Annotated in this window: 9 protein-coding genes and 1 pseudogene; 8 read left to right on the top strand and 2 right to left on the bottom strand. The window is 48.8% G+C overall.

All coding sequences use genetic code 11. The features are described 5' to 3' along the window. The first annotated feature begins 674 nt into the window (after nucleotides 1-674). The 7 genes from ABUA47_RS17365 (at nucleotide 675) to ABUA47_RS17335 (ending at nucleotide 12,093) form a co-directional block, all read left to right on the top strand. On the top strand, nucleotides 675-878 hold the full coding sequence (locus tag ABUA47_RS17365; protein WP_035447097.1) for a hypothetical protein: 204 nt from the start codon (nucleotides 675-677) through the stop codon (nucleotides 876-878). A gap of 326 nt (nucleotides 879-1,204) precedes the next feature. After that, nucleotides 1,205-4,327 carry a SusC/RagA family TonB-linked outer membrane protein gene (locus ABUA47_RS17360; protein WP_035447100.1) on the top strand — a complete coding sequence of 1,041 codons (3,123 nt, stop codon included), beginning with the start codon at nucleotides 1,205-1,207 and terminating at the stop codon, nucleotides 4,325-4,327. A gap of 31 nt (nucleotides 4,328-4,358) precedes the next feature. Then, entirely contained in the window at nucleotides 4,359-5,972 is a 1,614-nt protein-coding gene (locus tag ABUA47_RS17355; protein ID WP_035447103.1) for a RagB/SusD family nutrient uptake outer membrane protein, read from the top strand. Between the two features lie 131 nt (nucleotides 5,973-6,103). After that, nucleotides 6,104-6,382, top strand: a complete 279-nt coding sequence (locus ABUA47_RS17350; RefSeq protein ID WP_035447106.1) for a LysO family transporter — start codon at nucleotides 6,104-6,106, stop codon at nucleotides 6,380-6,382. Then, on the top strand, nucleotides 6,379-6,981 hold the full coding sequence (locus tag ABUA47_RS17345; RefSeq protein WP_035447109.1) for a lysine exporter LysO family protein: 603 nt from the start codon (nucleotides 6,379-6,381) through the stop codon (nucleotides 6,979-6,981). Before ABUA47_RS17350 ends, ABUA47_RS17345 begins: the two co-directional genes overlap by 4 nt. 19 nt (nucleotides 6,982-7,000) lie before the next feature. Continuing rightward, on the top strand, nucleotides 7,001-10,144 hold the full coding sequence (locus tag ABUA47_RS17340; protein WP_035447112.1) for a glycoside hydrolase family 2 TIM barrel-domain containing protein: 3,144 nt from the start codon (nucleotides 7,001-7,003) through the stop codon (nucleotides 10,142-10,144). A gap of 20 nt (nucleotides 10,145-10,164) precedes the next feature. Beyond that, nucleotides 10,165-12,093, top strand: a complete 1,929-nt coding sequence (locus ABUA47_RS17335; RefSeq protein WP_009037686.1) for an MGH1-like glycoside hydrolase domain-containing protein — start codon at nucleotides 10,165-10,167, stop codon at nucleotides 12,091-12,093. A 144-nt stretch (nucleotides 12,094-12,237) separates the two neighbouring features. Here the strand turns inward: ABUA47_RS17335 and buk are convergent, their stop codons facing one another. Both buk and ABUA47_RS17325 read right to left on the bottom strand, forming a co-directional pair. Then, nucleotides 12,238-13,320: a butyrate kinase gene (gene buk, locus ABUA47_RS17330; RefSeq protein WP_005830498.1), complete on the bottom strand. Its 1,083-nt coding sequence runs from the start codon at nucleotides 13,318-13,320 to the stop codon at nucleotides 12,238-12,240. A 44-nt stretch (nucleotides 13,321-13,364) separates the two neighbouring features. After that, nucleotides 13,365-14,285 (bottom strand): phosphate acyltransferase, encoded by a 921-nt coding sequence (locus tag ABUA47_RS17325; protein ID WP_005834523.1) that lies wholly within the window; start codon nucleotides 14,283-14,285, stop codon nucleotides 13,365-13,367. Between the two features lie 257 nt (nucleotides 14,286-14,542). Here ABUA47_RS17325 and ABUA47_RS17320 point away from each other — a divergent pair. Next, a pseudogene (locus ABUA47_RS17320) lies at nucleotides 14,543-14,726 on the top strand (LD-carboxypeptidase); the annotation flags it as partial.

The following is a 14,726-nucleotide window of genomic DNA, read 5'->3' as shown; positions in this document are numbered from 1 at the left end:
CAGAATATATAATCCGGCGCTCAAGCCCAAGGCGCGCTGAATATTTATTTTGCATTTCCACCCTCACCACCCTCACCACTTGCCTGAAAGCATCTGTTCATCGGGCTTGCAGGGGTGAGTGAGAGCAATTAAAAAAGGTGAGGGCAAATTTTGCCCTCACCTCTGTCTCAGCATACAAATGAAAGAACCGCCTACAGATTCACCTGAATTTTAAGACTTTTGCTCGTTTTTTATCGGTTATGAGCTAAAAGACAAAAGAATTGTTTTTAGACATAAGAACAAAAGAACATATTCGTAGGGTGATATAGCTTATATTTCTCCTTTTGTTCTTATGTTCTTATGTCTAAAAAAAGAATATTCTCTTTAGTTCATGTCTATACCGTTATAAGCAAATTCTTATATCAAACCCAAATCAAATTGCATTTATAAAGCAAAAAGCGTCCAATTGAATCAGAAAAAGACCATTTTCCCCCAATATAAGCGCTTGTTTCAACACACAGAACAGTTTGTTTCGCTATGGCGAACACTTTGTTTCACTATGGAGAACACTCTGTTCCACTATGGAGAACACTTTGTTCCACCCTATCAGAACACTTTGTTTTCCTATAGCTGAACAAAGTGTTCACCATTGTGAACTAATGGATTAGCTATATTTCCAATACAACAGAAAAGACATGAATGCCATCCGTCTTATACCCGACTTCCTCTTTTACAATGGCTTGCAGATACTTTATCTGCAAGCCATCTGCAAGGGGTATCTGCAAGCCTGTAACTCATTGCACAGCAATGGAGTAAGTACCAAATCCTTGCAGATGGCAGATAAAATGAGAAAAAAAACTCTGTGTAGGCTGGCGCGGAAATGCGACTCTATTATTTGAACCTTCACCTTTGCATATACTTTTCAAATTGCCTGGTATTTCTGAAAGAGTCGGTTTCCCTCTTCATCCAATCACCTTTTACTTGCGCAACTCAATAATTAATGTAAATCGGGAAAAGCTGATGCAGATGTAGTTTTGTAGATATATATCCTCCCTTTTTATCCCTATTTATCAACCACTTACAAAATCATTTGTAGATAACAAAACAAAGAATTCCCCCCTCTTGTAGTCCGTTTGTAGATAACATTCATTAGCATTTCTTGTTTATGAAGCTTAATTTAGCGTTGTGAAAAACCAAAAGTATTAACCTTAAAAACTTATTCACAATGAGTAAAAGTAACTATTACAAAGAAAGAGTCATTCAGCTACTTCTCTTCTTTGCCTTCATGTTTCCTATAGGTGCATGGGCACAGAACATCCAACTGACAGGTACCGTAACCGATGCAACCGGCGAAACCGTAATCGGTGCCAGTGTATTAGAGAAAGGTACAACGAACGGAGTGATAACCGACATTGATGGTAACTTCTCACTCAACGTTTCTCCTAACGCAACAATCATTATTTCCTATGTGGGCTATGCCGCCCAAGAGATTCCCTTGAATGGCCGGAAAAGCCTGAAGGTAATCCTGAAAGAAGACACTGAAATGCTGGACGAAGTTGTCGTTATCGGCTATGGCACGATGAAGAAGAGCGACATGACAGGTGCCATTTCATCGGTAGACACCGAAGAACTGACCAAACGTGCCACGACCAACCCTGCCGAAGCCCTGCAAGGCAAGATTGCCGGTGTAAACATCATGAAATCCGGTGGTAACGCAGGCGCAGGCGTATCTGTAAAGATTCGCGGTGTAAAGTCTTTCGGCAGCAACGAGCCGCTCTACATCATCGACGGCTTCCCGGGCGACATTGACAACGTGAATCCGCAAGACATCCAGAGCATGGAAGTATTGAAAGACGGTGCAGCCGCAGCTATCTACGGTTCGGTGGCTGCCAACGGTGTAGTCATCATCACTACCAAGAACGGTAAGAAAGGTGAAACACACATTGACTTCAACACCTACCTGAGTATGACTACCGTTGCCAACAAGTTGGAAATGGTGAATGCAGAACAATACAAGAGCAACATCAAAACAATGTTCGAGAACTACAATGCCCAGTTCCCTGATGAAGCTGAAAGTATTCCTGCTTATTGCACTACCGACACCGGTATCAATACCAACTGGCAAGACCAGATGCTCCGTAGCGGACTTTCGCAAAACTATATGTTCAGCGTACGCGGCGGTAGCGAAACGGCCCAATACTCCGTATCCTACAATCACGCCGATGATAAAGGTATCTTTTTAGGCAACAGCTTCCGTCAAGACAATGCACGCATGAAGATGCACATGAGCAAATATATCTTTGATGTTGATGCTAACCTAAGTTTCCGCTATACCAAGAGCCACCAGCCACAGTACAGCCTGCGCGAAATGTATAACAGTTCACCCCTGATGCCCGTCTATGACGAAAACGAAAAGTATGGTTATGCATTGGCAGGCAATATGGGGCTGCCTGCTTCCAACAATGTAATGGCAGACCATCACTTTCGCGAAGCAGCCACCAAGAAGTTCTATACCAATGCCAATGTATCATTGGGTGTAAAATTGACTTCTTTTCTCAATCTCAAAACTAGTTATGCTTATCGTGGCACACACTATCGCTATACGCAACACTATCCTGATTTCACTTCCAATGCCCAGTCACCCAATTTGTATCCTTATTCTTACGAAGGGACCTATTACTGGGAAGAGCAAGTGATAGACAACATACTGAACTTCAATAAAGATTTCGGTAAGCACAGTGTTACCGCTATGGTAGGTTCATCCATCACAACTACCAAGTATACCGACAACGGGGTGGGCGTAGAAGGCAAGACATCCAAATATTATGTAGATGCAAACGGGAACCTTGCATCCAAAGACGAAGCAGCAGGCTTTCTCGACCCCAGTTTCAGCACTATCGACTCGGGTGCGGGCGGTACATTCTCGGGTGACGGAACAAAATATAAATATAACCGTGCATCTTTCTTCGGACGTGTAAACTACTCCTTTGCAGGTAAATATCTATTGCAAGCCACTATGCGCTACGATGGTTCTTCCAAGTTCGGTTCAGAGAACCGTTGGGGTTGCTTCCCTTCTGTAGCTGTGGGATGGAGAATCAGCGAAGAAGAGTTCTTCCCGAAAGAAGGTATTCTCAACAACCTGAAATTCCGTGCCAGTTGGGGACGTTTGGGTAATGAGAATGCACTTGGCTACTATGACTTTCAACCTCTTATCACCAACTCCAACCGTTGGGAAGGTGGTTATATCCAAGGTGGTAACGCTTGGCAGGGTTCCGCTTCATGGGAAATGGAAAACCGTGGATTGAAATGGGAAACTACCGATACAAAGAATATTGGTTTCGACTTTGGAATGCTCAACAACCGTCTGACCGGTAGTATCAACTATTACATCAACCAGACGGAAGACCTACTTATCACGAAGCGCCTCTCACCCTCTGCCGGTTACGAGAACCCCATCTTAAATGTAGGCAAAATACGCAATAATGGTATCGAACTGGAACTGAACTGGAACGACAAAGTGAAAGATTTTGAATACAACATAGGCTTCAACTTCTCTACTACCAAGAACGAAGTGGTGGAATTGGCCGACAAAGGTCAGGCATTGCCTTCTACCGGTCTGCTTTGGGACACCGACCACGTGCCTGCATATGCCAAAGAAGGGAAACCTATCAGCGGTTTCTATCTATATCGCACGGCAGGTATCTTCCAAACTGACGCTGAAGCAGAAAATTATGTAAACCAGGACGGCAAACGCCTCCAACCCAATGCCAAGGCCGGCGACATCCGCTTCGTTGATGTAGATGGAAACGGCACCATTGACGAAGATGACAAAGTATACTGCGGAACTGGTATTCCCAAAATGGAAGCCAACATAAACTTCTCCGGCTCTTACAAAGGTTTCGACCTCTCATTCAGCTTAGGAGGTGCATTCGGGCATAAACTGTACAACGGAAACCGTTATTTCTATGAGTCTATGAGTGCTCCAGGTAACATGCTCAGCAGCGTAGCCAATGCCTGGACTCCCCAAAATACTCACACCAGCGTTCCGCGTGCTATTTACAATGACCCCAACGGTAACTCCCGCGAGTCTGAACGATTCTTGGAAAACGGTAGTTTTATACGCATGCGTCAAGCGCAAATAGGCTATACTTTGCCTACTTCTCTACTGAAGAAAGTCAAAATAGAAAGATTACGCTTCTATGTGAGTGGCGACAACTTGTTTACAATCACAGGATACAACGGTGTAGACCCAGAATTCTCCACCAGCAGTCCGTTGAACTCCGGTATAGACCGCTACATTTATCCGTTTACACGTTCGTACACGGTAGGAGCACAACTCACATTCTAATATTTTATAAAACGATATTATACGAAACAATATGAAGAAACTTATATATTTAGCAAGTATCTGCTGTGTGATGCTTTTTGCTTCTTGCGAAGACTTCTTGACAGTGTCCTCTCCAGACAAAGTAACAACCGGAAACTTCTGGAAAAACCTAAAAGAGGCCGAAGCTACCATGGCTTCAGCCTATGCACAACTCTATCATGGTGACAGTTATGCCACCAGCGAAGTAAGATGGCCGGTAGAGGCATTCCGTACCGACCTCTACACCATGGGTACGGACGCCATCAACTACCAAACATGGACTGATATCTACAAATTTACTTACACCAATGGTAACACTCAATTTTCTTACTACTATCAAGACCTATATCGCGGCATCAACTTTGCCAATCAGATATTGGAATATGTACCTCAAATACCTGAAGACGGCATAACAGAAGCAAAACGCAGTGAATTGATAGCCGAAGCACACTTCATGCGCGGCTACTATCATCTGATGCTGATACTGAACTGGGAGAAAATCATCATCCGCGACAAATATCTCACTGACCAGGCTGATTTGAACAAACCTCTGTCTGATCGCATTACTTGCTGGAATTTCGTTATTGACGAGCTGAAGTTAGGAACTGCACTTCCTGCCACTCGTCCAAGTACAGAAATAGGCCGTGCTACCTCCGGAGCTGCCCACGCTTATCTGGGATTTGCCTACCTGACACGTGCGTATGAAGAATCGGCACAAGAAACTCAGCATCTGGCTGATGCCTTGACAGCCTTGAATGCAGTAACTGGCTACGAATTGGTAAGCGGTGATGCATTGATTGACATGTTCAACGGCAGAAATAAGAACTGCAAAGAATCCATCTTTGAAGTGCAGTACAGCAGCAATACTGATAACGGAGCACGTTACTATTCGTGGATTCACAACTTCATCGCTTCCAGTGAACTGGGTGGTTGGGATGAAATATTGCCCAACGACTTCCTAGTAAGCGAATTCAAAAAAGAAGGGAAAATCAGTAACCACGGGCGCTACGACGAGCGTATATACAATACTATTTTTTTCAAAGATGAGTATTGGAACGACGGAACCGGCAAAATCTGGGGTTACGAATACGATGATTTGCATTATTACTGGAAAGTCGATGAAGACGGCAATTATCTGGATGCAAACAATAATATGATTACAAAGGAAGAACTCGAAACCAAAGGCGTAAAGATATTCTACGACCGTCCCAGCTTCCGCCGCTTCACTCCGAGAGAATTATCTGAAATGGATACAAGATGTAACTTTAACATTCCTTTGATGCGCTATGTCAACGTATTGCTGATGAAGGCCGAAGTACTGAACAAACAAGGGCATCCCGAACAAGCCATTCCTATTATCAACGACATTCGTGCCAAACACGGAAATATGCCAGCCATGAAGGGAACTTCACAAGCGGAAGTACAAGCACAAATCGAGCATGAGCGCATCATCGAATTTCCACTGGAAAGCTATCGCTGGTACGACCTGCGCCGTTGGGGCAAGCTGACCGAAGCATTGGGCAGCCGAGGATTCGTGGAAGGCAAGCACAACTTCTTCCCCATTCCGCTCTGGGAAATAAATGCTAACCCTACACTGAATAGTACCGTAGAAGAAACAACTGAATAATTCCTTCTCTCCAGTATAGCCACCCAAGGCGGCATTCGCCCCAGCAATACCGTCTTGGGTAGTTTAAAAGCTTTATCTTTGCATAAACAAAGACAGTTTGCGCTATCTTTGCCACTAAAAACGACATAGATATGTTTACAATCATCGGACTGATGCTCACGGGAATGCTGCTGGGCTATCTCTTACGGAAACGGGACTTAAAGAAAATCCACCAAATCATCACCCTGCTCATCTGGCTGCTGCTGTTTATCCTCGGCATCGAGGTCGGAAGCAACGAGCAAATCATCAAGGGGCTCCATACCATAGGCCTTGAAGCTGTGATACTCACCCTGGGAGGAACCCTGGGAAGCGTCATCGCCGCCTGGGCATTGTGGAGAGCCTTGTATAACAAGAAAGGAGGAAGGGTATGAAAGGAAGTCTTATCATAGTGGGCTTTTTCGTACTGGGCACGATTTGCGGCGTATGCCATCTGTTGCCCTTTGATATTGCAGAAACCAATATCAGCTACTACGCGCTTTGTGCGCTGATGTTCAGTGTAGGGCTGAGCGTGGGTAACGACCCGCAAACCCTGAAGAATTTCCGTTCACTCAATCCGCGGTTGATATTCCTGCCCATCATGACGATACTGGGAACACTGGCAGGTTCGGCAGCCGTCAGTCTGATTCTGACACACCGTTCTATAACAGACTGTCTGGCCGTAGGTTCCGGATTCGGCTACTACTCGCTCTCCAGTATCTTCATTACCGAATACAAGGGAGCCGAGTTGGGCACCATCGCCCTGCTTGCCAATATCAGCCGGGAGATTCTGACACTGCTGGCCGCCCCGTTGCTGGTACGATGGTTCGGAAACCTTGCCCCCATCTCTGCCGGAGGAGCCACGACGATGGACACCACACTGCCCATCATCACACGGACAGCCGGACAGCAGTTTGTAGTGGTTTCCATTTTCCATGGATTTGTAGTAGACTTCAGCGTCCCATTCTTAGTGACATTGTTTTGTTCAATATAAAACATCCTTATTAATTAGCATGAAAACCAAACTTTATACCTTTCTCCTTTCTTCGCTGCTTTGCACCGGTGCCCTGGCCGACAACGAGCCGTGGCAGAACCCGCAAGTCAACGAAATGAACAGAGAACCGATGCACGCCCACTTCACTCCGTTTACGAATGAAGCCAACGCATTGAAACAACGTGCCTTGCCCGCCGACGTACGGTTCGACGTTAATCCTGCAACGGAACGCCGTATCACACTGGACGGTACCTGGAAATTTCTTTTTTCAAAGAACAATGACCTCTGCCCCAAAGACTTCCACAAGCCCGGATTCAGTACCCGCAAGTGGAGTAAAATTGAAGTTCCGGGAAGCTGGGAACTGCAAGGCTTCGATGCACCTATCTATACAGATACCCGTTATCCGTTCCCGCCCAATCCGCCCTACGTGCCTACTGACTACAATCCCGTAGGTGCTTATATCCGCGAGTTCACCGTCCCGGCTAGCTGGGAAGGCATGGATATCTTCCTTGATTTCGAAGGGGTTGAGTCTGCCTACTATGTATGGGTAAACGGCGAATTGGCAGGATATGCAGAAGACAGCCGCCTGCCGTCGCACTTCAACATCACTCAACTGCTGAAGAAGGGCAACAATAAACTTGCTGTAAAAGTATTCCGTTATAGCGACGGTTCCTACCTGGAAGGCCAAGACTACTGGAAATACAGCGGCATCGAACGGAGTGTTTATCTCTACGCCCGCCCCCAGAGCCGCGTCAAGGACTTCCGGATGACAGCGGAACTGATAAACAACTACAAGGATGGCGAACTAAAGCTGGACATATTCCTCCATCGGCCTAAAGCCGGAGAAACGGTGGAAGTCAAGGTAATGGACAAGGACAAGGTTATCTATGACCGGAAAAAGTCCATAACCTCTGCCACGGACACTTTGTTTACCCAGCAGCAAGTGTTCCCGAATGCACGAGCCTGGAATGCCGAAACACCGAACACCTACACGCTGGTAGTCAGTACCTTTGATGCACAAGGGAAACCGCAGGAATCCTTTACGCACCTTTTTGGCTTCCGTACCGTGGAAATGATGAACGGCATGCAGATGATTAACGGCCAGGCCGTCCTCTTCAAGGGAGTGAACCGCCACGAGCACGACCCGCACAAGGGACGTACCATCACCGTAGCTTCCATGATACACGACATTCAACTGATGAAGCAGTTCAACCTGAACGGGGTGCGCAACTGCCACTACCCGAACAACTATGCCTGGTATGAGCTTTGCACGGAGTTCGGCCTCTACATGGTAGACGAAGCCAACATCGAGAGCCACGGCATGATGTTCCACAAGGATGAGACCCTTGCCAACTATCCAGACTGGGAGGTGCCTTTCATGCAGCGCATGAGCCGCATGATTGCACGCGACCGCAACTACTCCGCCATCGTCACCTGGTCTATGGGCAACGAATCGGGCTACGGCAAGCACTTCGAAACGCTGTATGACTATACCAAGAAGACAGACCCTACCCGCCCCGTACAATACGAAGGGGGTGGCTACAACTCCAAGAGCGACATCTATTGCCCCATGTACGCACGCATCTGGAGGTTGCGCCAACACGTGAACCAGCGTGATGCCCGCCCCATGATTCTCTGCGAATATGCCCATGCCATGGGTAACAGTGTAGGTAACTTCCAGGACTACTGGGACTTGATTTACAAGTACGACCAACTGCAAGGCGGTTTCATTTGGGACTGGGTGGACCAGACGTTTGCCATCAAGGACGAGAACCAGCGCGACATCTGGGCTTTTGGCGGCGACATGGGATTTGTAGGCGTCGTCAACGACTCCAACTTCTGTGCCAACGGCCTGGTTGCTGCCGACCGTACCCCGCACCCGCACATCTACGAAGTGAAGAAGGTATTGCAATACATCCACTTCGAACCGCTTGCCTTCACCCCGAACAAGATAAAGGTCACCAACTGGCACGATTTCATCGGATTGGAAGGATATACCCTCCGCTGGGCAGTGGAATGCGACGGCAAGACCGTTCAGAACGGTGAGATGGATTTCCCCAAGATTGCTCCCAGAAACTCTGCCAACATAGAATTGCCACTGAAAGCGCTGCCTGCCGACGGCAAGGAGTATTTCCTCACACTGCGTGCATTCACCAAGCACGAAGCGCCATTAGTACCGAAAGGACACGAGGTTGCCATCGAACAATGGGAATTGCCTTCTGCACCGTCAGCCAAAACCGTTCAGCTGGTGGAAGGAACGCTGACCGTAGACCGCAACAACGAAACACTGACCGTGAAAGGCAACAACTTCCAGGTAGCTTTCTCTACCCGAAACGGTGAAATGACAGAGTTGAACTACACCGGAAAGAATCTGATTAAAGAAGGGCTACAACCCAACTTCTGGCGCCCGTTGACCGATAATGATATTCCAAATGGGCACCTGATACGCTGCGGCACCTGGAGAAACGCCGGACGCGATGCCAAACTGCAGAACATCGAAGTTGCAGAAGCCGGACAAACGGCTACTGTCACTGCGACCTACCGCATGGAAGAACAAGATGCTGATTTGCAGACTCTCTACAAAATCACTCCCGACGGCAAGGTTCAGGTAACCATGCACTTCACCCCCGGCAAGAAGCCATTGAGCGAGATGCCTCGTCTGGGCATGCGCATGATACTCCCTGCCGAATATGAAATGATGACCTGGTTGGGCCGTGGTCCGCAAGAGACGTACGCCGACCGCAAGACGGGAGCATTGATAGGCCTCTACAACGCCACGGTGTGGGAACAATTCCATCCGTATGTACGTGCCCAAGAGACGGCCAATCATTGTGACGTACGCTGGGTGGCCCTGCGCAATGCTGCCGGTGAAGGTCTGCTGGTAGTGGGCGAGGAACCGTTGAGCGTAAGCGCCTGGAACTTCCCGATGGAGGACATTGAATACCGTCCCTCACAGATGGAGCGCCGCCACGGTGGAAGCATCCAGAAGAAAGATATGATATGGCTCAACATCGACCACAAGCAGATGGGCGTAGGCGGTGACAATACCTGGGGAGCACAAGTTCATCCCGAGTACACCATCACTCCGCACGAATGGAAATACAGCTTCACGCTCGCCCCTCTCGCACCGGAGGATGATGCAGCGGAACAAACGCACAAATAACCGTTAAATACCTCATTCATATGAAATACAAATTTATACGCATACTCTGCTTCACATTGTTGGCCGCAGGCATCGCAGCCTGCACCCCCGGCATGAAAAGCACTACGGAGAAACGGTATGCCTTCGCCGACATACTGGACATCTCCTACACTCCCGACACCCTGCACCGCTGCTATGGTTGGTTCACCGACGCCGGCTCGTGGATGGGCTTCACGCTGCCCGAACGGCAACAATGGGTCAACGGCTTCTGCGGCCCCTTCAGCCTCGATATGTTCCGCCGCCAGTGGATGGCACAGTCAGCCGCCGTCGTAAGCTTTGCCAAAGATACACAAGAGATTTTTGTTCCGGATTCCACTTGCTATTACCCCGGCGAGCTCTATATGTCGGCACATTCCACCCACGGGAGCATCACGCAACGGCTCAACTTCACAAGTGCCTCGACCGCCTTGCTGCGCATCGAAGCCGACACGGCTGAAGACCTGCTGCTCTCCGGTAGCCAATGGGGCAAAGACATCACCGTCAGCGTAGAACAGAACTCCGTCATCGCCCGTCATCCCAGTGGCGAAACCGTGACCGTGACCTTTACCCCCAATGTAGAGCTGGCCAAGACCGACAATAACTATACAGCCCTCGTCCGCTCTCCGCGCTACCCTGTCAACGTAGCCATCTCTTTCTTCACTTCCGAAAAAGAGATGACTGCCAACCTGCAAAACCTGCCGAGCCTGCTCAACAATCCCGCCCCCGCCCTGCAAGCCAATGCCGAACGTTGGGAAGGTTACCTCACTAAGATACTGCGCAAGGACATGAAGCCCGAATATGACCGTATCGCCGTGAAAGCCGTCACCACGCTCATCTCCAATTGGCGGACACACCGCGGTGGATTGCTTCACGAAGGTATCATCCCGAGCCATGCCGTAGGCTATTTCGTCGGATTTTGGGCATGGGATAGCTGGCGCTTCAGTGCCGGAACCGCCAAATTCGACCCCGAACTGGCCAAGAACAACATCCGAGCCATGTTCGACTACCAGCAACCGGACGGCATGATTATCGACTGTATCTACACTGACCCCTCCGAGAACAATGCCCGTGACAGCAAACCTCCCTTGGTATGCTGGGCTGTCGATGAAATATTTACCCATACGGGTGACACCGCCTTCGTTGCCGAGATGTATCCGCAACTGCTCTCCTATTATAAATGGTGGTACGAGAAGCGCGACCACAACCGCAATGGCATGTGCGAATACGGTGCTACCGACGGAACACTGGAAGCTGCCGCCTGGGAAAGCGGCATGGACAACGCCATCCGTTTTGACGGCGCCGTGATGCTGAAAAACGAAGGCTACGAGGATGCCTGGAGTATGGATCAGGAGAGTGTGGACTTGAACGCTTATCTGGCACTGGAATGCAAACTGCTGAAGAAATTCTCCAGCCTGCTGAAGATACCTTTCGACGCACCGGACTACAGTAGCCAGGTAGCCGACTATTTCTTTGACAAGAACATCAACTTCTTCTGCGATCGCCGCCTGAAGGACGGTTCATTCATCGAAGAGCCGGGCTGCGAAGCCTACACTCCGTTGTGGACCCGGATTGCCACACAAGCGCAAGTGGACAGCATGCTGCCCATGCTTCAAGATACGGCAAAGTTCTCCACGTATATCCCCTTCCCGACCATTGCCGCCGACAATCCCAAATACAATCCGCGCGGCTACTGGCGTGGCCCCATCTGGCTGGACCAAACCTACTTTGCCATCCGCGGACTGCGCAACTACGGCTACAACCAACTGGCAGATGAATATACGCTGCAAGTCTTCGACCGCCTGAGCGGGCTGAAAGAGGGTGCTCCCATCCACGAGAACTACGGAACCCATACCGGCGAACGCCTGAAAGCTCCCCATTTCAGCTGGAGCTCCTCACATCTGTTGATGATGTACGACGATTACGGTAAGTAAACCGGGATTCCATATATGTCATAACTCACCACAGATTACACAGATTCACGCAGATTTTTTTAGTTTATTGATATCTGACATATTTATCTGTGTAATCTGTGGTGAGTTATGACACTTTCATGAAGAACAAAAGCGATATGATTATTATCGGTAAACCTGCACCGGAAGCTCTCCACGCAAAGCTCCCAGCGCATTCATTACCAATGCTTCCAATTCGTCTTCTCCGGGATAGACGTGGACGGGAGCAAGGAAAGACACGCGCTCCTGCAACCGCGAAGTGATGTACTCGGAATGTGCCATACCTCCCGTAAGCAGAATGGCGTCCACCTTGCCATAAAGCACAACAGCAGCACCGCCTATCTCCTTGGCAATGCGGTAAATCATGGCATCAAGCACCAAAGCGGCATGGGTGTCTCCCTCAGCGATGCGCCTCTCTATGGCGGGAATGTCGGTAGTACCCAAATGGGCGGCAAGTCCCGCCTTGCCGGAAATACGTTTCTTCAGTTCTTCGGTAGTGTAACGCCCCGAGTGACAAAGGTCTATCAGTTGCCCGGCGGGCAGGGTACCTGCACGTTCGGGCGAAAAAGGACCGAAACCGTCGAGGGCATTGGGCACGTCCACCGCACGGCCGTGGCGGTGGACTCCTACGGAAACGCCTCCACCCAAGTGACAGACAATCAGATTGAGGTCTTCGTAATGCACGGGAGCTTCGGGCTGCAGGGCACTACGCTCGGCAGCATAGCGCCGGGCGATGGCTCGCTGGTTCAAGGCGTGCCAGATGGTGATGCTGGGCATCAGAGGCGAACCGGTGATGCGTGCCACATCGTCCAGTTCGTCCACCACGCCGGGATCGGCTATGAAAGAGGGGCAGCCGGGCAGCATGGCGGCAAGTTCGTGGGCTATCAGACAACCTAAGTTGCAGGCGTGGGTACGCATGGCGTGGAGCATATCGTCCAACATGGCATCGTTCACGGCATACACACCGCCAGGAATGGGTTTCAACAATCCCCCACGGCCGACGATGGCATCGAACTTAAAGGGAATGTCATTGGCCTCCAGCGCTTCCAGCACCAAGTGCTTGCGGAATTCGAACTGGTCGATGATGCGGGGAAATTGGGAAAGCTCCTCCACCGAATGCCGGATGTTGAGTACCAGACGGGGAGTTTCATCCTCATAGACAGCAATTTTTGTCGAGGTGGAACCGGGATTTACTGCCAGTATTTTCATTGATTACGATTTACAAATTACGAACTACAAATTACTAATTACAATCAAGGCTCTTTCACCCCGCTGGTCAGGCAAGCCATGGCAATGCTGTAATATTTGGACAAACCGGAATCGCTACGCGACGGTAATACCACCGGACATGAGGGTCCTTGCAGCAACCCGGCCATATCGGCATGAGAAAACAGAGATACAGCCTTATAAAAAGCATTGCCCGATTCGATGTTTGGGAATATCAACACATCCGCCTCCCCGTCAATCGGTGATACAATGCCTTTGATGTTACCGCTCGTCTTCTCACAAGAGGTCTTCACATCCAGTGGGCCGTCGATGATGACATTGCCGAACTCTCCGGCTTCCGCCAGTTCTACAATATTCACATAGTCCAATGAATGGGGGAATTTGGCGCTAACCTTCTCCGTGCAATGAATCAGCGCGATGCGTGGCTGCTCTATCCCGAAATGGCGGCAAGTATGGATGGCATACCAAATCATTTCAATGCGCTGTTGCAGCGTCGGGCGGGGAATGACCGCAGCATCGGAGAAAAAGAGCAGTTTATCGTAAGTAGGTATCTGCATCACGGCCAGATGGGTCAGAATCTTTCCTTTAGGCAACAAACCATGTTCCTTGTCCAGAATGGCACGTAGCAAATTGTCGGTATTGATGATGCCTTTCATCAGGATGTCCGCTCCACCCTCGCGTACGATACGCACCGCCTCACGTGCAGCCTCATCGGAATCTTCTATATGCAAGGTACTGACATATTGAGGATATTTCTTCAAGGTGGGATATTTTTCCAATATGGCAGAATCGCCAATCATCAGAAATTCCGCAATCCCTTCCTCCAAGGCACGGGATATGGCATATTCTGTATTAGGGTCATTGGCACAAACTACCGCAATACGTTTCCTCTTATTCAAGGTTTTCAGGTGGGCTGTTAACTGGGCAAAGTTCCGTATCGGTTCCATAACGTTAGATTTTTAGCAAATATCTAAAAAAATGTCGAGAAATACAGCATTTGCCCCGTTGAAATTTTATATGTTTAATATCATTTTGATATGTTCACCACAGATATCACAGATTGACACGGATTTGAACAGAATTTGAGTTACTCTGTTGATTATATATCATATATAACCTCCCTCTCTTCTGTTAAAAATCCGTGTTAATCTGTGATATCTGTGGTGAATTGTGTATTTTTGCCCAAAATAGATTGATAATATATATGGGTAGTCTTATTTTCCCTCCGTATCTGCAGGAAGGTGATCGTGTCATTGTTCTCTCCCCTTCCAGCAAGATTGACAAATCTTTCCTGAAAGGCGCCTACAAACGTTTGAAGTCCTGGGGGCTGGAAGTCGTATTCGCAAAGCACGCGGGGAGTTCCAACGGAACGTATGCAGGAAATATCC

It is taken from the genome of Bacteroides sp. RTP31139st1_H2_RTP31139_211217 (assembly GCF_040227615.1).
Classification (GTDB): domain Bacteria; phylum Bacteroidota; class Bacteroidia; order Bacteroidales; family Bacteroidaceae; genus Bacteroides; species Bacteroides uniformis.
The sequence above is the reverse complement of the archived record's forward strand: the minus strand, read 5'-3'. Positions and strand labels throughout refer to the sequence as shown.